Here is a 25715-nt window from a genome sequence, read left to right as displayed (position 1 = left end):
AAAAATTTGTAGGAATAAGGTCAGTTAGAAGCAAAATAATTTTTTTGCAATAAATAATTTTGTAAAAGCAAAAATAAATAAAATTAATATTTGCAATAAATAATTTAGTAAAAATAAAAATAAATTAAATCTATAGGTGATTCATTTCAAACGGGAATATTTTCTCTAATGCTGATATAATATTACAACCAAGAGGTGGTCTGTTTTTAATCTTAAAAATTATTTTGCCACAGTGTTGTTTGATTGAACGATTAAGTTTTACAAATTTAAAATCTATGATTGTGTGATTTATAAATTATGTTTCTTATTGTTTTACTAAATCTATATATAGTTAATCTAAAAATTTGATTTCTTATATGATGTAAGTACTATTAGTTGAAATTTAAAATAGTCGTATAAATTTATTATAAGGCTGAAATTTTCTTTGTTATTCTCGAAATGTTTCTTGAAGCATTTGCTTTCTTTATAATTCCAGTTTTTGCAACTTTCATTAACTCAGAGTTCAACTTTGGCAAGAATTTTAGAGCTTCATCTTTTTTCTTTTCTACCAGAAGAAGGTTCATTTTTTTTATAGCATTTCTGTACTTGCTCTTACGAGCCTTATTAACCAATGTTTGTGTAGCAATTCTTCTAATTCTTTTAATTGCTGATTTTGTGTTTGCCATAAGCGCAGTGGTATAGCTTGAGAATTTATACTGGTCAATAGAATAATTCCCTATTTTTGGCATGTATTACAAAAGAATGTTGACCTATTAGATATAAATATTTTCTGAATTTTCCCATTACATTTGGTTCTTAAGCAGCTTAGATTTTCTCTTTGATACACCCTAAATTCTTTTTGGAAATTTCCACTTTTTCCAGTGATGTTTTTAAAATCTTGAATACTTGACCCTCCTTTTTTAATAGCCCTATTAAGTACACTTTTTGAATAAGTAATAATTTTTTTGCAATCTTGCTTGGTTAACTTTGATGCATAGGTAATTGGATTAATTTTACATAAAAATAAAATTTCACTAGCATAAATATTTCCAATTCCTGATACAAATTTTTGATCTAATAAGAAACTTTTTATATCTTTTTTTTTATTTGTGAAATAACCAATTAAATATTCTAAGTTAAAATTTTTAAAAAATGGTTCAGGTCCTAAATGACTAAATCTTTTTTCAAGTTCCTTCTTGTTTTCTATAAATTTAAAAAATCCAAATCTTCTAGGATCATTGTATATAACTCTTAAACCTTTAAAATGAATTTCAACATGATTATGTTTTTTTGGTAGGCTTGGTGAATTATAAAAACTAGTATTAGTAAACTTACTAATATTATTTTTTTTTATTAAATGAACAGTTCCAGACATCCCTAAATGAATTAAACAAAAAGATTGATCAGAAAAATTCAAGATCAAATACTTTGAAAATCTAGTTACTTTTTTAATAATTTTATTTTTTAATAATTCTTCAAATTTTAAAGGAATTTTAAACCTTAAATTTCTATTCGTAATTATTATTTTTTTGATTTTTTTATGCTCTAATTTTTTAGATAGCGATTGTTTGACTATTTCTACTTCTGGTAATTCTGGCATTTGAGACTATATTATCAATAAATAATAAATTTAATATGCAGCAATATCTCCAAAACAAAAAGGGCCTTGTCCAAAGTGTCTTTGATAATGTCTATGACAAATATGATTTAATGAATGACTTTATGTCATTGGGTGTTCATAGAATTTGGAAAAAAGATCTATTAAGTTGGATGAACCCTTCAAATAATAAAACTTTAATTGATGTCGCCTGCGGAACTGGAGATCTTGGTAAACTTTTTTTAGATGCAACTGATAAAAATGGTGAAATATTTTGCGTTGATCCAAATAAAGGGATGATTGGTAAAGGCAAAGAAAAGTTAAATACTTATAAAAATATCAATTGGATAATTGCTCCAGCTGAAAAGTTGCCTATTAAAGATAATTCTTGTGATTATTATACAATTAGTTTTGGACTACGAAATACTAAAGATCTAAATAAAGCTTTATCAGAAGCTTATAGAGTTTTAAAACCAGGAGGTCGTTACTTATGTTTAGAATTTTCTAAAATTCAAAACTCTAATTTAGACTTTATATATAAAAATTATTCAAAACTTATTCCTTTAGTTGGAAAAGCTATAGTTGGACAAAAAGAACCTTATGAATATCTAGTTAAAAGTATTGAAGAGTTTATTAATCAAGAAGAGTTAATTGATTTAATGAATAAGAATAAATTTGTTAACTGCAGTTATAGAAACTTATCAGGTGGAATTGTAGCTATTCATTCAGGCTGGAAAATCTAATGTTAAAAAAAATATTCATCTTATTTAAATTAGGAAGAAAATTAGCTCGTTCTGATATATTAACTATTCTTTCTAAGTTTAAAAAACCACCATTAGCAATTAAGATTCTCTTCCAAATACTTTCATTTTCTTTTTCTCCACCTAATAAAAATAATTTAAACGAAAATGAAGGAGCAAAACTTTCTAAGTCGCTACAATCAATGGGAACTACATTTATTAAGTTAGGACAATTTTTGGTTACTAGACCTGATATTATCGGAGATGATTTAGCAAAACAGTTAGAGGGCTTACAAGATAGATTGCCCGCTTTTACTTTAACTGAAGCAAAAGCAATAATTAAAAAAGACCTAGGAGATGATACTTTCAATTCAATCATTGATTTAAGTGAACCAGTTGCAGCAGCTTCAATAGCGCAGGTTCATAAAGCAAAAATAAATGACAATGGAACCATAAAAGATGTTGCTATTAAAATTTTAAGACCAAATATAAAAAAAGTATTTAATGAAGAGATAGATGCTTTGATGCTTTTTGCTTTTATGGTTGAGTCATTTATAAAAAAAACAAAAAGACTGAAATTGGTAGAAGTAGTTTTTCTTCTTAAAGAAATAACTAATTTAGAAATGGATTTAAGATTTGAAGCAGCAGCTGCAAATGAATATGCCGAAAATACAAAGAATGATGCAGGTTTTAGAGTTCCTGCTATTTATTGGAATTTTACAAGCGAAAATGTCATGACACTTGATTGGGTAGAAGGCGTTTCTATTCGTGAAACAGAAGATTTACAAAAAAGAAATATAGATACTAAGAGAATAGCCTCTGATGTAATTCAGCATTTTTTAAGACATGCTGTTAGAGACGGTTTTTTTCATGCTGATATGCATCAAGGAAATATATTTATTGACGATAATGGGCAAATTGTTCCTATAGATTTTGGAATAATGGGAAGATTAGACAATCTTAGCAAAAGATTTTTAGCTGAAATTTTATTTGGATTTATTCAAAGAGACTACAAAAAAGTTGCTGAGGTACATTTGGTTGCTGGTCTAGTTCCTAAAGATGTGCCTGTTAATGATTTAGCACAAGCATTAAGATCAATTGGTGAACCAATTTTTGGTCAATCTGTAAAAGATATTTCTGGGGGAAAATTATTAAAACAACTTTTTGAAGTTACTGAAAAATTTAATATGCAAACTCAACCTCAATTATTAATGTTACAAAAAACAATGGTAGTGGTTGAGGGTGTTGCGAGAAAACTTAACCCTAATACCAATATATGGGAAACTTCAAAACCAGTTTTAGAAAGTTGGTTAAGAGAAACAAAAGATCCAATTAATACCTTAAATGAAAGTTTAAAAAGTACTACTGAAGTAATTAAAAGATTGCCTGATTTTCCAGAGATTATGGATAAAGCCAATCAAGCTTTATCATTTTTAGCAAGTGGACAGATCCCCCAAAATTCAAATTCATTTACTGCCTTAAATGAAAAGAGATCTGAAATGACTGCCTTTAGAAATCAGTCTATTGTTGGTTTATTACTGCTTGTAATTTTTGGTCTAGTAGTATTTTAATTCTCACAATGAATAATATATCTGAAAGAAAAATACTTTTAATAATATGTGGTGGCATATCTGCTTACAAAAGTTTAGAATTAATCAGATCATTAAAAAAATTAGGTGCAAAGGTTAAAACTATTCTTACTAAAAGTGCTAAAGAATTTGTAACTCCTTTGTCCGTTGCCTCACTATCTCAAGAAAAAGTTTATGACGATTTATTTAGCCCTGAAAATGAGGCTGAAATGGATCATATTTCACTATCTAGATGGGCAGACTTAATTGTTGTAGCTCCAGCTACCGCTAATACAATCTCAAAATTAAGCACAGGGTCTTCAGATGATCTTGCTTCAACTGTAATTTTGGCTTCAGATAAAGATATTTTTTTAACACCAGCAATGAATGTTAGAATGTGGGACCATCCATCGACGAAAGAAAACCTTAAAAAATTAAAATCATTTGGTTATAAAATTATAGGTCCTGAAATTGGAGATATGGCCTGTGGAGAATTTGGTGAAGGGAAAATGACAGAACCAGATAATATTGTTCAAGAAATTAATTTATACTTTAGTGAATTAAATAAAAATTATAAATTAAAAGCCTTAGTAACGGCTGGACCAACTAATGAATATATTGACCCTGTAAGATTTATAACAAATAAATCTTCTGGAAAACAAGGTTATGCTTTAGCAAAAGCATTTGCTAAAAAAGGATTTCAAACCACTTTAATTTCTGGACCTACAAATTTAGAAGTAGGCAACAATATAAACTTAATTAAAGTAGAAACTGCAGACGAAATGTTTAAAGCTGCACAAAATAATTTACCAACAGATGTAGCAATTTTTTCAGCAGCTGTTGCTGACTTTAAAGTTAAAGAAATAAGTAATAGCAAAATTAAAAAGCAAGAAAAATTAAATCTAGAACTAGAAAAAAATATTGATATTTTAAATTATGTATCAAAACATAATTCTCTTAGACCAAAGTTGGTAATTGGATTTGCTGCAGAAACTAATAATATAGAAGAAAATGCAAAAAAAAAATTAGATGAAAAAAACTGTGATTGGATAATTGCAAATGATGTTTCCAATAAAGCAATTGGATTTGACTCTAGTTTTAATGAAGTTTCGATTTATTATAGAGATAAAAATATGGATGATGAAAGGCTTACAATAAAAAGTAAATCTGAAATTTCTGATGAAATAGTAGATAGAGTTATTAAAAGATTAAATTAAAATTCAGTGGCTAAAGTATTAATCAAAAAATTAAATCCTAAAGTAGAATTACCTGCTTACAAAACAGATGGTGCTTCAGGTATGGATTTGATGGCTTTTATAGAGGAGCCTATTAAAATAGCGCCTAATAGCTCATATTTGGTTCCTACAGGGCTTTCAATGGCATTTTCAGAGGATTATGAAGTTCAAATTCGTCCTCGATCTGGTTTGGCTGCTAAAAAAAGTATTACAGTTTTAAACACTCCGGGGACAATTGATAGTGATTATAGAGGAGAAATTAAAGTTATACTTTTTAATCATGGTAAAGAAGATTTCCTTATCAACAATAAAGATAGAATAGCACAAATGGTCTTAATGCCTGTAATTAAGATGGAGTTTGAAGAAACAGATAATTTACCTGATACATTGCGAGGTGATGGTGGATTTGGCTCAACAGGTAAATGAATAGCCAATTAAAAAAAGCATCAATAGAAAGATACTCAAGACAAATAGTACTAAAAGATATTGGCACTATTGGACAAAAAAAAATTATATCTTCAAAAGTTTTAATTGTTGGAATGGGTGGTTTAGGATCTCCTGTTGCAGAATTTCTTGCAAGAGCTGGAGTTGGTTCGATAGGTATAGTTGATGATGATAAAGTTAGTTTATCTAATCTACACAGACAAAGTCTTTATAACACCAGCGATATAGGAAAATTTAAAGTTCAAGTAGCAAGGGTTAAAATTAAAAAAATAAACCCAAGTATTAAAATTAAAATTTACAAAATAAGACTTGATAAAAATAACTTTAAGAAAATTATAAAAGATTATGATTATATAGTTGATGGTTCTGATAATTTTTCAACAAAATTTTTATTAAATGATTTTTGTTATAAATTTAAAAAAATACTTGTAACCGGAGCTATAAGTAAATTTGACGGTCATATATTTACTTTTAATTTTAAAAATAAAAAAATTCCATGTTTAAGATGTTTTTTTCAAGACTCTGATATTTCAGATGACTTATTAAATTGTGAGTCAGAAGGTATTCTTGGCACTGTTGCTGGTATAATTGGAACAATACAAGCAAATGAAGTTTTAAAGAAAATACTTGGTATTGGAAAAAGTCTTGATGGATATATTTTTATCTTAGATTTATTACAATTAAATTTTAGAAAAGTTAAACTTAAAAAAAGAAAAAACTGTTTTTGTAAATGATAAAAAAAATAGCTATCTGGTTTTTGTGTCTATCAGTTTTATTTGGTCAATTTTCAATGGCAGAAGAAAAGTTTCTTTCTTTAAAAAAAAGTAAAGTAAATGTTCGATATGGACCAAGTTTTGATTCAAAAATCAAATATATTTATAAAAAAATAAATTTACCGATAAAACAAATAGATCAAAAAGAAAATTTTAGGAGAATTGTAGATTTAAAAAATAATAGTGGATGGATCCACATTTCTCAGATTAAAAAATCAAATTCTATTATTATTTTAGAAGATAAAATTTTATATAAAAAACCATCTAACTTTTCAAAACCAATAGCCAAACTAGAAAAGGGAAGACTATTAATCTTAAAAAAATGTGAAAATATATGGTGTAACGTAAAAACTGAAGATTATTCAGGCTGGGTCAAAACTGAAAATATTTGGGGTTCTATTAGATAAAATCATCACATAGCGATTTAATGCTATTTTCTGATAGTTTTGTTGTGTGAGTATACTCTTTATGATCAATCCCAAGTTCAATAGTTGCACTATCTGATTTAAATTTAGAAATTTGATCATCATTTAATTTGAAATGGATAAACTGTACTGAAGAAGCTTTTCCTTCTGCTGATGTTCTGTCAACATCTGCTTCTGGAACTGCTTTAACAATTTCATTATTAATTTTCATAAATACCTTTTCTTCAATACCTCCAACTTTACCTAAAAATTTAGCTCTTGAAATTGGATTATCAATTTCAAACATTAATGTTGCTATAAGTTCTTTTCCACTTGGTACTAAGGGATTGTAGGCTATTAATTCATCTTTTAATTGCTCATCTCCACCTTTTTCGATGTGAAGCATTTCTTGAACTTGGGCAACCATAGTTTCAAAACTTTCAAAATAAAAAGTAGCATAAGGACCAAGTGCTATTCTTCTATCTTTTTTAAACTCAACTAAATCTTTTCTGATTTGTTTTCTACTTTTTGCGTAAACATCAGATGGTAGTAAGTCTTCTTTTTCTATTAGTCTTTTTTCTTTACTCATAATTACAATCTATAACTTTTTGCCATTAATTCGATAGGATGAAGTGCCTCATCATTTGAAATATTTGTGTCTGTTTCTAATTGTTTCAAATGCTTACCTGCCAAAGGACAATCTGAAGCCATGTATTTATTATTTTTATTTTTAATTTGTTTTGCTGTTGGTGTTCCAACTTTTATAGCTAGATCGTGAGTTTCCTTCATCACACCAAAAGTTCCTCCGTGACCAGCACATCTTTCAACAACATCCATTTTTATATTAGGAATGAATTTAAGCATATCTCTAGATTTAATACCCATATTTTGTGCTCTTGCATGACAAGCGTTGTGAACTGTAACCCCACCATCAATTTCTTGTAAGCCCTCTGCTAAGCCTTCGTTTTGTGCTATATCAACGATATACTCATCTATATCACTAACACTTTTTGAAAGTCTTTTAATATTTTCATTGTTTGGTAATAGCAATGGCCATTCAAATTTTAACATTAGACCACAGCTGGCTGTTAGAGTAATAATTTGATAACCCTTATCTACCCACTCTAATAAATCTTTGGAAACTTTTTTAGCTTGTTCCACAACTTTTGGTAAATCTGCTTGCTCGAGATAAGGCATTCCACAACAACCTGGGTAAGCCTCTTGAACCTCTACTCCATTTTTTTTTAAAACTTTTAATGCAGCTACACCAGTGTCTTTTTTATTAAAATTAACAAAGCATGTTGAATAAATTACAACTTTTCTATCTTTAGATGGAGCTTCACTGTTTACTGGAATATTATTTTTTTTAAAATATTTTGTAAATGTTTCTGAATTGTAGGTTGGAAGTTTAACCCTCATATCAATTCCAGCAACTAATTCTAATATTTTTCTAAAAAATGTATTTTTAATGTTTGATGCCCAGTTTATAAGGGATGATAACATTACACCAATTTTTGCATTTCTATCAATTCGAGCTAATTGTGCCGGTACTGCAGGTAATTTATTTAATTTTTTTTGAGCTGTTCTGTATCTCAACATTAAGTGAGGAAAGTCTAAATCAAAATCATGTGGCGGTACATAAGGACACTTGGTCATAAAACACATATCACACAATGTGCAAGCATCTACTACAGGTTCAAACTGTTCACTTTTTAAACTTTCTACATCCTCATTTTCTGACTCATCTATCATGTCAAATAATTTTGGAAACGAGTCACATAAATTAAAACATCTTCTACATCCATGGCAGATATCGAATGCTCTTCTCATTTCGTCATCTAATTTTTTAGGATCTAAAAAATCTGGATGCTCAAAATTGATTGGGTGTCTAATGGGTGCGTCTATACTGCCTTCTTTACTCATATTTAAAATTTTAGGATTTAATGGTGGGGGAAAACCCCACCATAAATTAAGTTTTATTTACGCAATAGATTCTAATGTTTTTTGGAATTTACCTGCGTGTGATTTTTCAGCTTTTGCTAAAGTTTCAAACCAATCAGCTATTTCTGGAAAACCTTCTTCTCTAGCGGTTTTTGCCATACCTGGATACATGTCTGTATATTCATGAGTTTCACCTTGTACTGCTGAAGCTAAATTTGCTTTAGTCTCACCAATTGGTAGTCCCGTTGCTGGATCTCCAACTTCTTCAAGATACTCAAGGTGTCCATGTGCATGACCTGTTTCACCTTCAGCTGTAGATCTAAATACAGATGCTACATCGTTATAGCCTTCGATATCTGCTTTTTGAGCAAAATATAAATAACGTCTGTTTGCTTGGCTCTCACCTGCAAATGCATCCTTTAAGTTTTCTTCTGTTTTACTTCCTTTTAATGACATATTTTTCTCCTTAATGATTATGGTGTACATATAATCATTCTAAACTGTAAGTCAACAGTTTAGAATTATTTTAATGTAATTATTAAATTATTGAAATTATTGAATTATTTTTGAGTTTGATTATCAGTTGCAACTTTAATCAATACTTCTACTGATTTTATTTTTTTTCCTGTGATATTTCTTTTTATATTCACTGAATCAATTTCTTCATTGCTACAATCAATCAACTCATTTGTATCTTCGTCAAAAAAGTGATGGTGTTCAGTTACGTTAGTGTCAAAATAACTTTTATCACTATTAATTGAAATTTCTTTTAAGTATCCTTTTTTCTTAAATGCATGAATTGTATTATAAACTGTTGCTAGGGAAATTTTTTCACTCAACTTTTCTTCAATAATTTTGGTCAAATCATTTATCGTAAAATGAAAAGTTTTTTCAGGTGAAAACAATACTTCACAGATTTTTAACCTTTGTCTAGTTGGTCTTAAGCCAGATTCTCTCAGTTTTTCTTTATATATATTAATATTATTCATTGTTGTTTATAATAATTCTAAACTATTTCTATATTATAATCATCATAAATCAAGTATTAAGGGACTGAAATTTATGAAAAAAAACTCATTCACATATGATGAGCTAATAAGCTGCGGAAATGGCGAACTTTTTGGCCCAGGTAATGCAAAATTACCGCTTCCACCAATGCTCATGTTTGATAGAATAACAGAAATCAACGAGGACAATGGTGCTTTTAGCAAAGGCTCTTTAAAAGCGGAGCTTGATATCAAAAAAGACCTTTGGTTTTTTGATTGTCACTTTAAAGGAGACCCTGTTATGCCAGGTTGTCTTGGTTTGGATGCTATGTGGCAGTTAGTTGGTTTTTATCTTGGTTGGCTTGGCAATCCAGGCAAAGGGAGAGCTTTAGGCGTGAGTACAGTAAAATTCACTGGTGAAGTTTTACAAAATGTTAAAAATGTAAGATATGAAATTGATATGAAAAAAATTATGGCACCAGGTGGAACAACAGTTGGTTTGGCAAATGGTTTAGTATTTGCCGATGACAAGAAAATATATTCAGCAGAAAGTTTAAAAGTGGGGTTATTTAAATAATGAGAAGAGTAGTAGTTACAGGTTTGGGAGTTGTTTCTTGTTTGGGGAATAATCAAGAAGAAGTTTATCAATCTCTTTTAAATTCAAAATCTGGAATATCTTTTTGCGAGGAATATAAAGAGCATAATTTAAGAAGCCACATTCATGGCAAACCAAATATTAAACTTGAAGATCATGTCGATAGAAAAACTATCAGATTTATGGGCTCTGGATCTGCATATAATTACATTGCAATGAAAGAAGCTATTAAGGATTCAGGATTAGAGGAAAAGGATATAAGTAATTTTAAAACTGGAATAGTTATGGGTTCTGGGGGTCCTTCAATAGAAAATGTTGTTTTATCAGTTGATAAGACTAGAGCCAAAACTCCAAAGTTAATGGGACCATTTATTGTTCCAAGAACTATGGCTAGTACATCTTCAGCAACTCTTGCTGTACCTTTTAAAATCAAAGGAGTTAATTATACGATGAGTTCTGCGTGTGCAACTAGCGGACACTGTATCGGTCATGCAAGTGAATTAATTCAAATGGGTAAACAAGACGTTGTGTTTGCAGGTGGTAGTGAAGAATTACACTGGGCAATGACTGCAATGTTTGATGCTATGACTGCATTATCTTCTAAATACAATGATGCTCCTGAAACTGCTTCTAGAGCTTATGATAAGACTAGAGATGGCTTTGTAATAGCAGGTGGTGGTGGAGTTTTGGTGCTTGAGGAATACGAGCATGCAAAAGCAAGAGGTGCAAACATATATGCTGAATTAACAGGCTATGGCGCGACTTCTGACGGGTATGATATGGTAGCCCCATCTGGTGAAGGTGCTGTTAGATGTATGAAAATGGCTTTAGCAACTGCTAAGAATAAAATGGACTACTTAAACACTCACGGAACTTCAACTCCTGTTGGAGATATAACAGAACTTAGAGGTGTTGGAGAAGCATTTGGTGCTGAGGTACCAAAAATAAGTTCTACTAAATCCCTTTCTGGTCACCCACTAGGTGCTGCTTCAGTTCATGAGGCAATTTATAGTTTAATCATGATGAAAAATAATTTTATCACAGCTTCAGCTAACATCACTGAAATGGATGATGAAGCAAAAAAATTCCCAATCGTTACTAAAACTGAAACAGATGTTAAATTAAACTCTGTTATGTCTAACAGCTTTGGTTTTGGCGGAACAAATGCAACTTTAATTTTTGAAAAGGTTTAAATGAGTTTAATGAAAGGCAAAAGAGGATTAATCATGGGCGTTGCCAATGAAAGGTCTATCGCTTGGGGTATTTCGCAGAAACTTGCAGAAGCTGGAGCAGAACTTGCATTCACTTATCTTGGTGATGCATTAAAGAAAAGAGTAATCCCTTTAGCAGAAAAATTAAATTCAAAAGCTACATTTAGTTGTGATGTTGAGAATAAAGAAGAAGTAATAAAACTTTTTGAAGATATTAAATCTGAATGGGGACAAATAGATTTTGTGGTTCACGCAGTTGCATTTTCAGATAAATCAGAATTATCAGGTGAGTATTTAAACACTACTAGAGAAAACTTTTTAAGAAGTATGTTAATCTCATGTTTTTCATTTACAGAAGTTGCAAAAGAAGCATCTAAAATAATGAAAGAAGGTGGAAGCATGTTAACCTTAACTTACGAATCTACTAAAGCTATTCCAAATTATAACGTAATGGGTGTTTGTAAATCAGCTCTTGAGGCAAGTGTTAAGTACCTTGCAAGAGATTTAGGTGCTAAAGGCATGAGAGTGAATGCTATAAGTGCTGGACCCATTAAGACTTTAGCAGCTTCTGCTATTGGAGATGCAAAATTCTTATACAAGTGGAATGAAGATCATTCTTTCCTCAAAAGAAACGTAGATATTCATGATGTTGGAAATTCAGCATTATATCTATTAAGCGACCTTGCAAATGGTGTTACTGGTGAAATTCATTACGTAGATGCTGGATATAACAAGGTTGGAATGCCAGATCCTAAAAATATTACCTAAATATAGTTAAATTTAATTAAAAAAATTTGGAAGAATTTTTTAGACTTAATAATTTATATTTAAAAAAAATAAGACATAAGCTAAGATTTTGAATGATTTTTGTAAAAAATCTTGCTTCTGTTTTGAGTCAAGAATGGTCATCAACTGAAAAGTATCCTGGAGTAAGGTGGAAATTTTTAGTTGATGCAGATTTTGATGGTAGTTCTGGTTTATCCCTTGGTTTTGCTGAAATAGTGCCTGGTGGAGATTTAACACTTCATTATCACTCACCAGCAGAAATATATGTGGTTACCAATGGTACAGGAATTTTAAATAAATCAGGTAAACTTGAAACAATTAAAAAGGGCGATGTAGTTTATATAGCTGGAAATGCTGAACATGCCTTAAAAAATAATGGAAAAGAAACCCTTGAATTTTATTGGATTTTTCCGACAGATCGTTTTTCAGAAGTAGAATACTTTCCAGCAAAACAAAAGAGTGTGTAAGGTTTTTAATAAAAGCCCCATAAAAAAAACCCCCAGAACTTTCATTCCAAGGGTTTAAAATTTTAATTTAAAAATTATTCAGCAGCTTGTTTCATAGAAAGTTTAACTTTACCTCTATCGAAACCAATCACTTTAACTTTTACTTCGTCACCTTCTTTAACAATATCAGTAACTTTTTCTACTCTTTTAGCAGCAAGTTCTGAAATGTGAACAAGACCATCTTGTTTGCCTAAGAAATTTACAAATGCACCAAACTCCATAATCTTCATTACTTTACCTGAGTAAATTTTATTTAGTTCAGCTTTTGCTGTGATGTCTTTGATCATTTGCATAGCAATGTTTCTAGACTCTTCGTCCGGAGCAGCAACAGTTACCACACCTTCATCGTTCACATCTAGTTTAGCACCTGATTTTTCAACAATTTCTCTAATCGTTGCTCCACCTTTTCCAATTACAGCTGCAATATCTTTTTTATCAACAGTAATTTGTTCCATTTTTGGAGTGTGTTCACCAACATCAGCTCTTGATTCACTTAAAGCTTTGTTCATTTCACCTAAGATATGAATTCTTCCTTCTTTTGCTTGTTTTAAGGCCTGCTCCATGATTTCAAATGTGATACCTGTAATTTTAATATCCATTTGAAGCGAAGTAATTCCATCTTTAGTTCCGGCAACCTTAAAATCCATATCTCCTAGGTGATCTTCATCACCTAAAATATCTGACAAGACACTAAAGTCATCGCCTTCTTTAATTAACCCCATTGCAATACCTGCAACTGGCTCTTTAATTGGCACTCCAGCATCCATAAGTGCAAGAGATGCACCACAAACACTTGCCATTGATGAAGAACCATTGGATTCTGTAATTTCTGACACTATTCTGAAAGTATATGGAAACTCTTCCTTTGGAGGTAATGAAGAGTTAATTGCTCTCCATGCTAATTTTCCATGACCAACTTCACGTCTTCCAGTTCCAATTCTTCCAGTTTCACCAACTGAGAAAGGAGGGAAGTTGTAATGAAGCATAAATCTTTCTCTATGCTGTCCATCTAAACTTTCCAATCTTTGTTCATCATCAGATGTACCTAAAGTAGTAACTACAATCGCTTGTGTTTCACCTCTAGTAAATAGAGCTGATCCGTGAGTTCTTGGTAAAACACCAACCTCACACTCAATAGCTCTTACATCAGCTAAACCTCTGCCATCAATTCTTTTTTTATTTTTAAGAATGTCAGTTCTAACAATTTTCTTTTCAAGATTTTTTAATTCATCATTAACGTTAAAATCAGAATAATTTTCATCCTCTGCAAAAAGTTGTTTTGCTTTATCAGAAATTTCTGAAATTTGATTTGATCGTTCTTGTTTGTCTATTGTTGCAAAAGCTTTAGTTAAATCTTCTGTAAAGTTTTCTTCAAGTTTTTTCTTAACTTCCGATAAATCTTTTTTCTCAACAGTCCATTCTGGTTTCCTGCATTCTTTTGCAAGTTCCTCGATCATTTCGATTACTGGAACAAAACCTTCGTGACCAAACTTAACTGCATCTAACATTACTTCTTCTGTTAAACCTGACGTTTCTGACTCAACCATCAGCACAGCATCTTTAGTACCAGCTACAACTAAATCTAAAGTAGAGTTTTCTAACTCAGCTTTTGATGGGTTTAATATGTATTTTCCATCAACTAAACCAACTCTTGAAGCACCTACAGGTCCCATAAATGGCATTCCTGAAATGGCTAATGCAGCTGATGAAGCTGTAATTGCTAAAATATCTGGTTGATTGTCTTTATCATATGAAATTACAGTTGGTAACAACTGAACTTCATTTTTGAATTCACTTGGAAACAAAGGTCTGATGGGTCTATCAATTAATCTTGAAATCAATTGTTCACTTTCAGTTGGTCTTGCCTCTCTTTTAAAATATCCACCAGGAATTTTACCACCTGCATAATATTTTTCTTGGTAATTTACAGACAGAGGAAAATAATCCATATCTGGATTTACTTTTTTGGCACCTACTACTGTTGCTAAAATAACTGTTTCACCACATGAAGCAATGATTGCTCCGTCTGCTTGTCTTGCTACTTTACCTGTTTCTAAACTTATCTTCTTACCTGCTACTTCAATTTCCTTCTTGTATACTTTGAACATCTATTTTCCGTTTCCTTCTGTCTATTTTCTTAAATTTAATTGAGTTAATACATTTTTGTAAGAATCAAATTTATTTTTCTTTAAATATTCTAACAATTTTTTTCTTCTATTTACTGCTCTTAATAATCCAACTGAAGAGTGTTTATCTTTTTTGAATTGTTTAATGTGTGCTGAAAGAGTTTCAATTTTTCCTGTTAATAATGCAATTTGTACTTCTGAAGAACCAGTGTCCTTCTCGTGCATTTTTAATTCTTCTGCTTTTTTCGTCATACTATTTATTTTCCTATTTATTTGTTTGTTTTATTAAGTTTTCTATTTTTTCTGCGTACTCAAATGAGTCGTCTTTAGCAAAAAGTATTTTTGGTAAATATTTCATAATTATTTTTTTAGATAAAGCTTTTCTAATTAAGAAAGAATATTCTTTTAATTTTTTAATAACTAACTCCGAATCTTTACCACCTAATGGTAATACGTAAGCTTTTGCAATTTTAAGGTCTTGACTCATTTTTACTTCAGTAACCGTTATAGTATTAGTTTCTAAATTCGGGACCTTAGCTTCATTTCTGGCAAAAATCATGCCTAAAGATTGCCTAATCATCTCTCCAACACGCAATTGTCTCTGTGATACTGGTTTTCCTATTCTATCAGCCATTATACTGTTCTATCCGTTGTAGTCGTACTAAAGGCCTCTATTGTATCGTTTTTCTGGAAATCGATAAAGTCCTTAAGCGTTATTCCACACTCTTGGCCATTACTAACCTGTTTTGCCTGATCTTTTTCTCTAAAAATAGTACTTATTTTACCCGTATAAATAATTGCTCCATCTCTTACTACCCTCGCACTTGCGCCACTAGTTATTTCACCTTCAGTTACTTTTGAGCCTGCAACTTTTCCTGTACCTGAAACTTTGAAAATTTCTAAAATTTGAGCTGTGCCAATAATTTTTTCCTGAACATCTGGAGCAAGAAGTCCTGACATTCTTAATTTAATATAATCCAGAACTTCATAAATAATATTATAAGAAGAGATTACAATTTTTTCATTTTCTGCTAATTTTTTTGCTTCCTTACTTGGTTTAACATTGAATGCAATTAGTGCAGCGTTAGATGCTTTTGCTAAAGTTACATCTGTTTCTGTTACCATTCCAATATCAGATAAAATTATTTTAGGTTTTACTTCATCATGGGTAATTTGATTAATCGCACTTTTGATTGCCTCTGCAGATCCATGAACATCTGATTTTACGATAATATTTAATTCTGCAGCTGACTTATCAGCAAAAGCTGAGTCTTGAGTCGCAAAAGTTAAGGGACTTCCACCAGTTTTGCTTTCTTCTGCTCTATTCTGACTTAATGTTTTTGCCTCTTTTTCTGAATCTAGTACAATAAAATCATCTCCAGATTTAGCCGCTCCATTAATTCCAAGAATTTCAACTGGCATTGATGGTGGTGCTTCATTAACATTTTCTCCTTTATCATTAATTAAAGCTCTTACTTTTCCCCATTTTAATCCACTAACAAAGAAATCACCTTTTTTAATTGTTCCAGATGTAACCACAACTGTTGCAACAGCTCCTCTGCCAATATCAATTTTAGATTCTAAAACAATTCCTGTAGCTTTAGATTCAAAGTCAGTTTTTAAGTCTAAAATTTCTGCTTGTAGAACAATCGACTCTACTAACTTATCTAAATTTTTTTTATTTTTTGCAGAAATTTCAACCATTAAAGTATCTCCCGATAGATCTTCTGCAATAAGTTCGTATTCTAAAAGTTGGTTCTTTATTTTTTGTGGATCTGCCTCAGGTAGATCACACTTGTTAATTGCTACAACTATTGGAACGTTCGCAGCTTTTGCATGTTTTATAGATTCAATTGTTTGAGGTTTAACACCATCATCCGCAGCAACTACTAATACTACAACGTCTGTTAATTTTGATCCTCTAGCTCTCATTTCTGTAAATGCAGCATGACCTGGTGTATCAATAAAAGTCAGTTTATTAGATTCATGTTGTATTTGGTAAGCTCCAATGTGTTGTGTTATTCCACCAAATTCACCAGAGACAACATTCGCACTTCTTAAAACATCCAATACCGAGGTCTTTCCATGATCGACGTGGCCCATCACAGTTACGATTGGTGGTCTATTCTTTAAATTTTCAGATCTAGACTCTTTTATTTTTTGAATAATTTCTTCTGCTTTTGTTTCTCTAATCGGATTGTGGCCAAATTCTTTTACTAAGTATTCAGCAGTATCTGCTGCTAATGTTTGATTGATAGTAACCGTAACACCCATTCCAAATAAATGTTTAATTACATTGCTTGATTGCTCAGCCATTCTGTTAGATAGTTCTCTCACTGTTATTGCTTCAGGAATATTTACATCTCTTTTTACAGGCTTTAAGCTTTCTTGAATTTCCTCTTTAGTAAGTTCTCTATTTTCTTTTAATTTTGCTCTTTTAAGCGAAGCCATACTTCTTGATCTTGCTTCAATCTCATCACTTAAAGCTCTTGATACTGTTAATTTTAATTCTCTTTTTTTAGTTTCAGGTTTACCTGTATCCCCTTTCAATCTTCTAGTTGCTCTTTGTTCAGCTAACTTACGTTTTTCATAATCATTGGTTATTGGAGAAGCCGGTTTAGGTGCTGATGTGGTTCTTGGAGGGAAACTACTTGTTGTTGATACTGCTGGTTTTGACCTAACACTAGCAGGTCTAGTAAAGTTACTTCTAGGTGCAAATTTGCTGGGCTTTTTTTCAATTACAACGGAATTTTTACTTTGAGTTTTTGCTAACTCTATATTCTCTATCGATTTCTTGGCTATGCCAGACAGTGTTAATTTTGTTTTTTTGTTTTCCATATTTCATTACTCAATCTTTGTAAATTATGCTTCTTGCAGACATAATTAATTCATCCGCTTCTGTTTTTGATAAAGCAAAATCTTCAAGGTATCCTTGAATCTTAATTCTTTCACCTTTCACAACATCATAACCACCTGTTAATTCATCAGAGGCAAGGTCTGCAAAATCTTCTAATTTTAGAATCTTTTGCTCTCCTAAAGTAACTAACATTCCAGGGGTCAGTCCTTTGTGATTTATAAGATCATCTTGAAGTCCCAAATCTTTAATTCTTTGAGTAATATCTTCTTGATCTTTTTGGTAAAACTCTTTTGCTCTTTCAATCAAAGCCTTAGCAGTGTCTTCCTCTATACCTTCAATTTTCATTAAATTTTCTGGTGAACTATCTTTAATATCTGAGATTGAAGAAAAACCTTCAGCAACAAGTAATTGTCCTAATGTTTCGTCCAGCTCTAAGTTTTTAACAAAGTTTTCGGTTTTTTCTTTAAATTCAGATTGTCTTCTTTCTGAATCTTCTGCATCAGTCATTATATTAATTTCGTAATTTAATAATTTAGTAGCAAGTCTTACGTTTTGACCTCTACGACCAATTGCTTTACTTAAATTTTCTTCTGTTAAAATTACATCTAATTTTTTTGCAACACTATCAACGTTTACTCTTTGAACTTCAGCTGGTGACAATGCATTTGAAACTACTATTGCTGGATCTTCAGACCAATTAACAATATCAATTTTTTCACCTTGTAATTCGTTAACCACTGCTTGAACTCTTGATCCTCTCATTCCAACACAAGCTCCTACTGGATCTAATGAGGTATCAACTGCTTTAACACAGATTTTTGCTCTACTTCCAGGATCTCTTGCTGATGATTTGATTTCAATTAAACCATCATAAATTTCAGGAACCTCTTGAACAAATAATTTTTCCATAAATTTTGGATGTGCTCTTGATAAAAATATTTGTTGTCCTCTAGCTTCTCTTTTAACATCATAACAGTAAGCTTTAACTCTATCTCCAGCTTTAATGTTTTCTCTAGGGATCATTTCATTTTTTTGAATAATTGCTTCAGTTCTACCTAAATCAACTATCACATTTCCAAACTCTAGACGTTTAACAATTCCACTTAGAATTGAGTCTTTTTTATCTATAAAATCATTGTATTGTCTTTCTCGTTCTGCCTCTCTTACATTAAAACTAATAACTTGTTTTGCTGTTTGCGCAGCTATTCTTCCGAAATCAAAAGAGGGAAGCGGTTGTAAAATTTCGTCACCAATTTTTTTATCTTTGTTGACTTCATTTAAAATGATTGCATCTTGAAGATTAATTTCTGTATTTGTATTTTCTGGCTTTTCTACAACAATTAATTTTCTGAAAATTCCAATATCGCCACTTTCTCTGTCTATTAAAACTTTAATTTCATTGTCCTGTCCAAATTTTGATTTGGCAGCTTTTGCAATTCCAGTTTCCATGGAATCTATAATTAATTCTTTATCTATAGACTTTTCTAAAGCAACTGCTTCAGCAATTCTTAATAATTCTAATTTATCTGATCTTCTATTTAACATAAGTTTATTAGCTCCAAAAAAAAATGGGCTAAAGCCCATTCTGTAATTTCAATAATGTAAGGGCAATATATAAAGATTTTTTTTTAATTCAATAGCAACTATTTAGAAAAAACGTCTTTTTTATCAGTTTTTTCCCATGAAAATGAGCCGTTAGCTTCAGGCACTCTTCCAAAATGACCATAAGCCGCTGTTTTTTCATAAATAGGTTTATTTAAGCCAAGCATTTCTCTTATACCTCTTGGGCTTAAATCAAAATTTTCTGAGATCTTTTCTGTTACAAATTTATTTTTTTCTAAATCATTATCAAATAAATCTACATAAATTGATAAAGGTTTAGAAACTCCAATTGCGTATGCTAGTTGAATTAAACATTTTTCAGCGATGTTAGATGCAACAATGTTTTTAGCAATATATCTTGCTGCATAAGCAGCTGATCTATCAACTTTAGTTGGATCTTTACCAGAGAAAGCTCCTCCACCATGAGGTGCTGCTCCACCATAAGTATCTACAATAATTTTTCTACCTGTTAAGCCACAATCCCCATCTGGGCCACCAATTACAAAATTTCCAGTTGGGTTTATATATAATTCTTCTTCATTAAAATCTTTCAAAAACTTTTCTGGAATTGATTTTAATAAATAAGGTTTTAATAATTCTCTAACTTTAGCTTGATCTACATCTGCTGAGTGCTGTGAAGATATAACAACTGATTTTACTTTGGTTGGTTTTCCATCTACATACTCAAACGTGACTTGACTTTTTGAATCTGGCTCAATATTTTTTAATTTTCCAGATTTTCGATCTTCCGCCATTAATCTCAAAATCTTATGAGAATAATGAATCGGTGCTGGCATTAATTCTTCAGTTTCATTACAAGCATAACCAAACATTATTCCTTGGTCACCCGCTCCCTCATCTTTATTACTTGATGAGTCCACACCCATGGCTATATCAGCAGATTGTGCATGAAGGTGGCTTTCTATTTTTGTAGCTTCTCTCCAAGTAAAACCATCTTGATCGTACCCAATATCCTTGATGCATTCTCTTACTTTTTGAATAAGATCTTCTTCTTTGATGCTCGGTCCTCTTACTTCTCCAGCTAAAACAACTTTATTTGTAGTTGTTAAAGTTTCACATGCTACTCTTGAAAAAGGATCACCTGAAAGAAAGCTATCCACAACCATATCAGAAATACGATCTGACACTTTGTCTGGATGTCCTTCAGAAACAGACTCGCTTGTAAATAAAAAATTTTTTAAATTACTCATGTATAATTTTCTTAAATGAAAAAATTAAAAAAATATATAATAAAATAAGTATAAAAAATATCTTATCCCCATAATTCATATAAGGTGTAGATTTAAGGATTTTACTCTCTTTAAAATCAACATAACCAGTAGTGCCAAACTCAACTTTTTTTTCTATAATACCTATTGGATTAACAATGGCAGATATTCCATTGTTTGCTGATCTAATTACATATTTTCCACTTTCAATGGATCTAAAGATACTGTGTGCAAAATGTTGTTTTGGGCCAATAGAATTTCCAAACCACCCATCTTCTGAAATATTAATTATATAATCAAAGTTTTTGTCTTTAAATAATCTATTTGAATAAATAATTTCATAACAAATTAAGGGAAGTAATTTTAATTCTATCTTGTCACTTTTTATTAAAAGTGCTTTTTGGTTCTCACCTTTTGAAAAAGATTGGTAATCATTGGTTACTGTTTTAAGTCCTATTAAACTAAGTACTGATTCAAATGGAGTAAACTCTCCAAATGGCACTAAATTATTTTTGTTATAACTATGAATTAAATCCAATTTATTGTTAAAAATCGCCATTGAATTAAAAAATAAATTTTCACTATTTTTAATTTTTTCACTATTTAGACCCATGATAATTAAATCATCACTCGAAAAACTATTTGAAAATAATTCCTTATATATATCCATATCTCTTAAATAACTGTCTGGAATAATTCCTTCAGGCCATAAAAAAATCATTGGTTCTTTTTTTTCTGGATTACTCAAGGTAATTAGTTCTTGTATTATCTTTAATTCATCCTGCTTTGAATAAAATCGGTCTAAACTAATATTGGGTGATACAGCTCTAATTGTAAAATTATTTTTAATATCAGCTGTAGTATTAAATTGATTATATTTTAAATTGCCAAAAACTAAAAAACCTACAGAAATTATTATAAAGAAAAAACAGACAATAATTTCTTTTCTGGTTTTTCTTAAGATAAATACAGCTGGAACAGTAAACAAAGATATACAAATTAAATTGAAAGAATAAGTCCCAATTACTGAAAGAATTTGAATAAAATAAATATTTTCTGAAAAACTAAAAGCAATTAAATTCCATGGAAAACCAGTAAGAATGGACCCTCTAATAAATTCAATAGATCCAAATAAAATTGAAAAAATAAAAAATGTACTAACAACATCTCTAGAATAAAAGACAGAAAACAAATAAGTTATAAATCCATAAAATATTGCAAGAAAAGTAGGAAATAAAACTATAGCTATTGGTATTAAAAATTTAAAGCTTTCATCAAAAGTTAAAGAAATTGCAATCCAATATAAACTACATAAAAAATAACCAAAACCAAAAAACCATCCATATTTAAAGAAAGATTTATTATTTGGATTAGTTTTTTTTTGTGTAAAAAGAAAAATAAAGAATAACGAAAAAGTAAAAAAATTAATTATAAAATAATTATAAGGTGGCAAGCTGTAAGAGCTGATAGCACCTAAAAAAAATACATATAATATATTTAAAAAATTTTTTTTAAGCAAGTTAAGCAACTTTTGTTTTAATGAATTTATAAATTAAATCTTCTTCTTTGATCATTTTTTGAAAGTCTTTTAGTTTTATATGATCGTGTCCTAATAAATGAAGAAATCCATGAATAAAAATTTTAATGACTTTTTGTTTAAACTCTAAAATGCTTATATTTTTTGGTTTATTCATAAACTCATAGCTAATTATTATATCACCAAGATAATTTGATTTTTTTGGGTTAAATTTTTTTTCAAATGGAAATGATAATACATCTGTAGGTTTATTTTTATTTCTAAAATCTTTATTTAGTTTTTTAATATTCTTATTATTTGAAAGTAAAATTGTTAGATTTATTTTTTTACCTATAAATTTATATTTTTTTGGAAAAAATTTTAGAATAGAATTAAAAAAAGTTTTATTTCTTTTGATTTTTTTGCTCCAGAGAGTGCACTCCGAAACTACATCAATTTTAATCATTTTCTTGGTCAGAGTATGCTTTTACAATCTTAGATACCAAAGGATGTCTCACCACATCTGAATGATCAAAATCTACAACTGAAATTTCTTTTAAATGTCCAAGTAATTTCTTAGATCTACTTAGGCCTGACATGTTTTTATTTGGTAGATCTATTTGAGAAGGATCACCATTTATAACAATTTTAGAATTCTCACCTATACGTGTTAAAAACATCTTAATTTGAGTATCTGTTGCATTTTGGGCTTCATCTAAAATTGCAAAAGAATTCTTTAACGTTCTTCCTCTCATGAAAGCAAGTGGTGCTATTTCAATATCACCAATTTCAATCATTCTCTGTATTTTTTCAAAATCAAATAAATCATAGAGAGAATCATATAGAGGCCTTAAATAAGGATCTACTTTCTCTTTCATATCTCCTGGTAAAAAACCAAGTCTCTCACCAGCTTCTACTGCTGGTCTTGATAGAATAATTCTTTCAATCTTTTTATCAAGCAACATAGTTAATCCAACTGCTACTGCTAAAAAAGTTTTACCTGTCCCTGCAGGTCCTGCGGATATGACAATATCACTTTGTCTTAAAGCTCTAACATATTCTTTTTGCCTCTCTGATCTAGGGATAACAGATTTTTTTGGTGTTTTAATTATGTCAGAAACATTTTGATTTTTTACTTTTTCTTCAATCATAAATTTATCTATAGATGAGATTATATCTTTTTTCTCAATACTACCATTATTAATAAATTGATTTGCAAGAAATTGAATAGCATTTTTTGTAATTTCGTTTTGTTCTGGCGTTGATTTTATTAAAATAGAATTTCCCCTTGAATAAAGATTTGTATTAGTAATTTTTTCAAGTTCTTTTAAATTTTCATTAAACTCACCAACAACTCCCATTAATAAATCATTATCATGAAAAATAACGCTTAAAGAGTTATTATCAGAGTATACAAATTTTAATATTGAATTAATTTTTTTTGAAACTGTATTATTCAATTTTAAGCTACCTTTTTTTTAGAGCTTTCAGTTAATTTTCCAAAAAGACTATTTTGATTACTACTTGTTATTTCGACTTGCACAAGTTTTCCAATATTTTCTATATTGCCATCAAAAATTACTGATGTCATATATTCTGTTCTTCCAAATAACTTAATCCCGTCTTTCATTTTATTTTCTACTAGAACATTTAAAATTTTATTTTCTAGAGATTTATTTTTTTGTGTTTGGTTATTAAATAATTTCTCCTGAATTATCTCTAATCTTTGTTTAGATTTTTTTTGATCCACGAGTGTTAAATTTGCAGCAACGGTTCCTGGTCTTGGACTAAAAATAAACGAATAAGAGTTGATAAATTTTATTTTTTCAATTAGTTCCATTGTCATTTTAAAATCTTGTTCATCTTCTTCTGGGTATCCGATAATAAAATCACTAGAAAACTCAATTTTTGGGTTAATCTTCATTAATTTTTCATAAACTAGCAGGTATTCTTCAATGGTGTGTTTTCTATTCATTAGATTTAAAATTTTATTTGATCCACTTTGTACTGGTAAATGTACAAGGGGCATCAGTTTAGATGATGTCTTATAAACGTTAATCAAATCATCTGTCATATCCTTAGGATGAGATGTTGTGTATCGAATTCTTTCAAGTTTATCAAAGCTATCAAGTTTGATTAGCAAATCTGATAGTCTATATTCTTTACCTTCCTCATCATAACTGTATGCGTTTACATTTTGACCTAACAAGATAATTTCTTTTGCACCACTTTGAACCAATTCTTTTGCTTCATTTATGATTTGGTCAAAAGGTCTGGAGTATTCTGGTCCACGAGTATAAGGCACTACACAAAAATGACAGAATTTATCACAACCTTCTTGGATTGTTAAAAATGAAGAGACTTTACTGTCTTTATTTTTAATCTGACTTAAATAATTAAATTTAGAAATTGTATCAAATTCTGTTTCTTCCTCTTTTTTTTTATTTTTTAAATGATTTAATATTGCTTCATTTATTTTATGGTAAGACTGTGGACCAATTACAATATCAATATAAGGTTCTCTTTTTAACATTTCTTGATTTTCAGCTTGAGCGACACAACCAGCAACAATTACAATTGGTTTTTTTTTCTCTCTAAAAATTTTTTTAACTCTTCCTATTTCATGGTAAACCTTTTCTTTTGCTTTATCACGAATATGACAGGTGTTTAAAAGATAACAATTTGCATCCTCATATTTTTCAGTTTTTTCAAAGCCAATTTTTTTAACAGTATCAAATATACGATTTGAATCGTATTCATTCATTTGACAACCAAAAGTTTTAATAAAAATTTTTTTTACCATTATGTTAGGGCTTTTTTTTAACCCCATATAATTCTAATTTGTGATCAACTAATCGATAACCGTATTTATCAGCAATTTTTTCTTGTAGCTTTTCTATCTCTTCATCTACAAATTCAATAATTTCTCCTGATTTAACATCAATTAAATGATCATGATGTCCCTCATTTAATTCTTCGTATCTAGCTTTACCTCCTTTAAAATCATGTTTAGCTAAAATTCCAGACTCCTCAAAAAGTTTTACTGTTCTATATACTGTGGCAATACTTATTTTTGGATCAATCTTTGAAACTCTATTATAAAGTTCATCTACATCTGGATGATCATTCGACTCTGACATTACTTTTGCAATAATTTTTCTTTGATCGGTAAGTTTAACTCCTTTAGCTAAGCATTTTTGTTCAATATTTTCTGACATTTTTAATTTTAACTTAAATAAATAGGATTAATCAAATTCTTTTTAATTTTAAATTTTTCACATAAACTAGGAACTTCTTCATATTTAACTTCTTTAAATCCTTTAAAATCTTCAAAACTAAAACAATAGTAATTGATTTTTTTTGTAAGAAATAAAGCTTTAATCGTCGCTAATGAATTTCTAATTCCTGCAAAACTACCGGGTCCTCTGTTAACATAGATAATATCAATTTGATCTAAAGTAGAGGAATTTACCTTTAAAAAATCATTAATTAAGATCATTAATTTTTCAAAATTAATTTTACTATTTTCATGAGTACAAGTATAAATATTTTCACTAACTATGAGTGTTAAAAAAATTTTATCTCTTGTGGCATCTACTATTAAATTTTTCATTATAATA

28 protein-coding genes are annotated in these 25715 nt (G+C 29.9%); 10 read left to right on the top strand and 18 right to left on the bottom strand.

What is annotated here, in order from left to right; all coding sequences use genetic code 11:
• Positions 1-404: 404 nt before the first annotated feature.
• Together rpsT and mutM are read right to left on the bottom strand one after the other, a co-directional pair.
• Positions 405-665, bottom strand: a complete 261-nt coding sequence (gene rpsT, locus AC5SLN_RS06960; protein ID WP_011281687.1) for a 30S ribosomal protein S20 — start codon at positions 663-665, stop codon at positions 405-407.
• Between the two features lie 50 nt (positions 666-715).
• Positions 716-1579: a bifunctional DNA-formamidopyrimidine glycosylase/DNA-(apurinic or apyrimidinic site) lyase gene (mutM, locus tag AC5SLN_RS06955; protein WP_494593439.1), complete on the bottom strand. Its 864-nt coding sequence runs from the start codon at positions 1577-1579 to the stop codon at positions 716-718.
• 35 nt (positions 1580-1614) lie between these two features.
• Here mutM and ubiE point away from each other — a divergent pair, with 35 nt between their 5' ends.
• From ubiE to AC5SLN_RS06925, 6 genes are read left to right on the top strand one after another with little or no spacing between them, the layout of a single operon-like run.
• On the top strand, positions 1615-2319 hold the full coding sequence (ubiE, locus tag AC5SLN_RS06950; protein ID WP_011281685.1) for a bifunctional demethylmenaquinone methyltransferase/2-methoxy-6-polyprenyl-1,4-benzoquinol methylase UbiE: 705 nt from the start codon (positions 1615-1617) through the stop codon (positions 2317-2319).
• Positions 2319-3887 carry a 2-polyprenylphenol 6-hydroxylase gene (ubiB, locus tag AC5SLN_RS06945; RefSeq protein ID WP_006997502.1) on the top strand — a complete coding sequence of 523 codons (1569 nt, stop codon included), beginning with the start codon at positions 2319-2321 and terminating at the stop codon, positions 3885-3887. The genes ubiE and ubiB overlap by 1 nt, the downstream gene beginning before the upstream one ends.
• Before the next feature lie 8 nt (positions 3888-3895).
• A complete protein-coding gene (gene coaBC, locus AC5SLN_RS06940; protein WP_271615915.1) occupies positions 3896-5101 on the top strand; it encodes a bifunctional phosphopantothenoylcysteine decarboxylase/phosphopantothenate--cysteine ligase CoaBC in 1206 nt (401 codons plus the stop codon).
• 6 nt (positions 5102-5107) lie between these two features.
• A complete protein-coding gene (gene dut / locus AC5SLN_RS06935) occupies positions 5108-5545 on the top strand; it encodes a dUTP diphosphatase (protein WP_494593437.1) in 438 nt (145 codons plus the stop codon).
• Positions 5542-6297 carry a HesA/MoeB/ThiF family protein gene (locus AC5SLN_RS06930; RefSeq protein WP_271486380.1) on the top strand — a complete coding sequence of 252 codons (756 nt, stop codon included), beginning with the start codon at positions 5542-5544 and terminating at the stop codon, positions 6295-6297. Before dut ends, AC5SLN_RS06930 begins: the two co-directional genes overlap by 4 nt.
• The gene (locus AC5SLN_RS06925) at positions 6294-6743 is read left to right on the top strand and encodes an SH3 domain-containing protein (protein ID WP_006997506.1); all 450 of its coding nucleotides are present in this window, start codon (positions 6294-6296) and stop codon (positions 6741-6743) included. Before AC5SLN_RS06930 ends, AC5SLN_RS06925 begins: the two co-directional genes overlap by 4 nt.
• Here the strand turns inward: AC5SLN_RS06925 and AC5SLN_RS06920 are convergent.
• The 4 genes from AC5SLN_RS06920 to AC5SLN_RS06905 form a co-directional block, all read right to left on the bottom strand.
• A complete protein-coding gene (locus AC5SLN_RS06920) occupies positions 6736-7329 on the bottom strand; it encodes a DUF3501 family protein (protein ID WP_006997507.1) in 594 nt (197 codons plus the stop codon). The genes AC5SLN_RS06925 and AC5SLN_RS06920 overlap by 8 nt on opposite strands.
• A 2-nt stretch (positions 7330-7331) precedes the next feature.
• The gene (locus AC5SLN_RS06915; protein WP_494593435.1) at positions 7332-8663 is read right to left on the bottom strand and encodes a (Fe-S)-binding protein; all 1332 of its coding nucleotides are present in this window, start codon (positions 8661-8663) and stop codon (positions 7332-7334) included.
• A 57-nt stretch (positions 8664-8720) separates the two neighbouring features.
• Positions 8721-9137 carry a rubrerythrin family protein gene (locus tag AC5SLN_RS06910; RefSeq protein WP_006997509.1) on the bottom strand — a complete coding sequence of 139 codons (417 nt, stop codon included), beginning with the start codon at positions 9135-9137 and terminating at the stop codon, positions 8721-8723.
• Between the two features lie 104 nt (positions 9138-9241).
• On the bottom strand, positions 9242-9670 hold the full coding sequence (locus AC5SLN_RS06905) for a Fur family transcriptional regulator (protein ID WP_006997510.1): 429 nt from the start codon (positions 9668-9670) through the stop codon (positions 9242-9244).
• A 73-nt stretch (positions 9671-9743) separates the two neighbouring features.
• Here AC5SLN_RS06905 and fabA point away from each other — a divergent pair, with 73 nt between their 5' ends.
• The 4 genes from fabA to AC5SLN_RS06885 all read left to right on the top strand — a co-directional run bounded on the left by fabA (position 9744) and on the right by AC5SLN_RS06885 (position 12726).
• The gene (gene fabA, locus AC5SLN_RS06900) at positions 9744-10244 is read left to right on the top strand and encodes a bifunctional 3-hydroxydecanoyl-ACP dehydratase/trans-2-decenoyl-ACP isomerase (RefSeq protein WP_011281681.1); all 501 of its coding nucleotides are present in this window, start codon (positions 9744-9746) and stop codon (positions 10242-10244) included.
• Positions 10244-11455 (top strand): beta-ketoacyl-ACP synthase I, encoded by a 1212-nt coding sequence (gene fabB, locus AC5SLN_RS06895; protein ID WP_494593433.1) that lies wholly within the window; start codon positions 10244-10246, stop codon positions 11453-11455. Before fabA ends, fabB begins: the two co-directional genes overlap by 1 nt.
• A complete protein-coding gene (locus AC5SLN_RS06890; protein WP_006997513.1) occupies positions 11456-12241 on the top strand; it encodes an enoyl-ACP reductase FabI in 786 nt (261 codons plus the stop codon).
• Between the two features lie 92 nt (positions 12242-12333).
• Positions 12334-12726 carry a cupin domain-containing protein gene (locus AC5SLN_RS06885; protein ID WP_018413735.1) on the top strand — a complete coding sequence of 131 codons (393 nt, stop codon included), beginning with the start codon at positions 12334-12336 and terminating at the stop codon, positions 12724-12726.
• A 74-nt stretch (positions 12727-12800) separates the two neighbouring features.
• On the opposite strand, the gene pnp is transcribed toward AC5SLN_RS06885, so the two are convergent.
• From pnp to AC5SLN_RS06825, 12 genes are all read right to left on the bottom strand, one after another.
• On the bottom strand, positions 12801-14873 hold the full coding sequence (pnp, locus tag AC5SLN_RS06880; protein WP_494593431.1) for a polyribonucleotide nucleotidyltransferase: 2073 nt from the start codon (positions 14871-14873) through the stop codon (positions 12801-12803).
• Positions 14874-14894: 21 nt separating this feature from the next.
• On the bottom strand, positions 14895-15143 hold the full coding sequence (gene rpsO, locus AC5SLN_RS06875; RefSeq protein WP_006997516.1) for a 30S ribosomal protein S15: 249 nt from the start codon (positions 15141-15143) through the stop codon (positions 14895-14897).
• A gap of 13 nt (positions 15144-15156) precedes the next feature.
• Positions 15157-15525, bottom strand: coding sequence for a 30S ribosome-binding factor RbfA (gene rbfA / locus AC5SLN_RS06870; protein ID WP_006997517.1), 369 nt, complete (start codon positions 15523-15525; stop codon positions 15157-15159).
• On the bottom strand, positions 15525-17729 hold the full coding sequence (gene infB, locus AC5SLN_RS06865) for a translation initiation factor IF-2 (RefSeq protein WP_027306833.1): 2205 nt from the start codon (positions 17727-17729) through the stop codon (positions 15525-15527). Before infB ends, rbfA begins: the two co-directional genes overlap by 1 nt.
• 10 nt (positions 17730-17739) lie before the next feature.
• On the bottom strand, positions 17740-19293 hold the full coding sequence (nusA, locus tag AC5SLN_RS06860; RefSeq protein ID WP_026225039.1) for a transcription termination factor NusA: 1554 nt from the start codon (positions 19291-19293) through the stop codon (positions 17740-17742).
• A gap of 98 nt (positions 19294-19391) precedes the next feature.
• Entirely contained in the window at positions 19392-20561 is a 1170-nt protein-coding gene (gene metK / locus AC5SLN_RS06855) for a methionine adenosyltransferase (RefSeq protein WP_006997520.1), read from the bottom strand.
• Complete coding sequence (gene lnt, locus AC5SLN_RS06850) at positions 20554-22098, bottom strand: apolipoprotein N-acyltransferase (RefSeq protein WP_494593428.1); 1545 nt, start codon at positions 22096-22098, stop codon at positions 20554-20556. The genes metK and lnt overlap by 8 nt, the downstream gene beginning before the upstream one ends.
• Before the next feature lies 1 nt (position 22099).
• The gene (gene ybeY, locus AC5SLN_RS06845) at positions 22100-22561 is read right to left on the bottom strand and encodes an rRNA maturation RNase YbeY (protein WP_494593426.1); all 462 of its coding nucleotides are present in this window, start codon (positions 22559-22561) and stop codon (positions 22100-22102) included.
• Positions 22554-23555, bottom strand: a complete 1002-nt coding sequence (locus AC5SLN_RS06840; RefSeq protein ID WP_494593424.1) for a PhoH family protein — start codon at positions 23553-23555, stop codon at positions 22554-22556. Before AC5SLN_RS06840 ends, ybeY begins: the two co-directional genes overlap by 8 nt.
• Before the next feature lie 2 nt (positions 23556-23557).
• A complete protein-coding gene (gene miaB / locus AC5SLN_RS06835; RefSeq protein WP_494593422.1) occupies positions 23558-24925 on the bottom strand; it encodes a tRNA (N6-isopentenyl adenosine(37)-C2)-methylthiotransferase MiaB in 1368 nt (455 codons plus the stop codon).
• Entirely contained in the window at positions 24903-25313 is a 411-nt protein-coding gene (locus tag AC5SLN_RS06830) for a Fur family transcriptional regulator (protein ID WP_415278291.1), read from the bottom strand. Before AC5SLN_RS06830 ends, miaB begins: the two co-directional genes overlap by 23 nt.
• 8 nt (positions 25314-25321) lie before the next feature.
• Positions 25322-25708, bottom strand: coding sequence for a peptidase M22 (locus AC5SLN_RS06825; RefSeq protein ID WP_006997526.1), 387 nt, complete (start codon positions 25706-25708; stop codon positions 25322-25324).
• Positions 25709-25715: the final 7 nt, after the last annotated feature.

The sequence above is a fragment of the Candidatus Pelagibacter sp. PS_31 genome, assembly GCF_059417865.1.
Note: the sequence above shows the minus strand (reverse complement) of the source record. Positions and strands in the feature narration are given on the sequence as shown.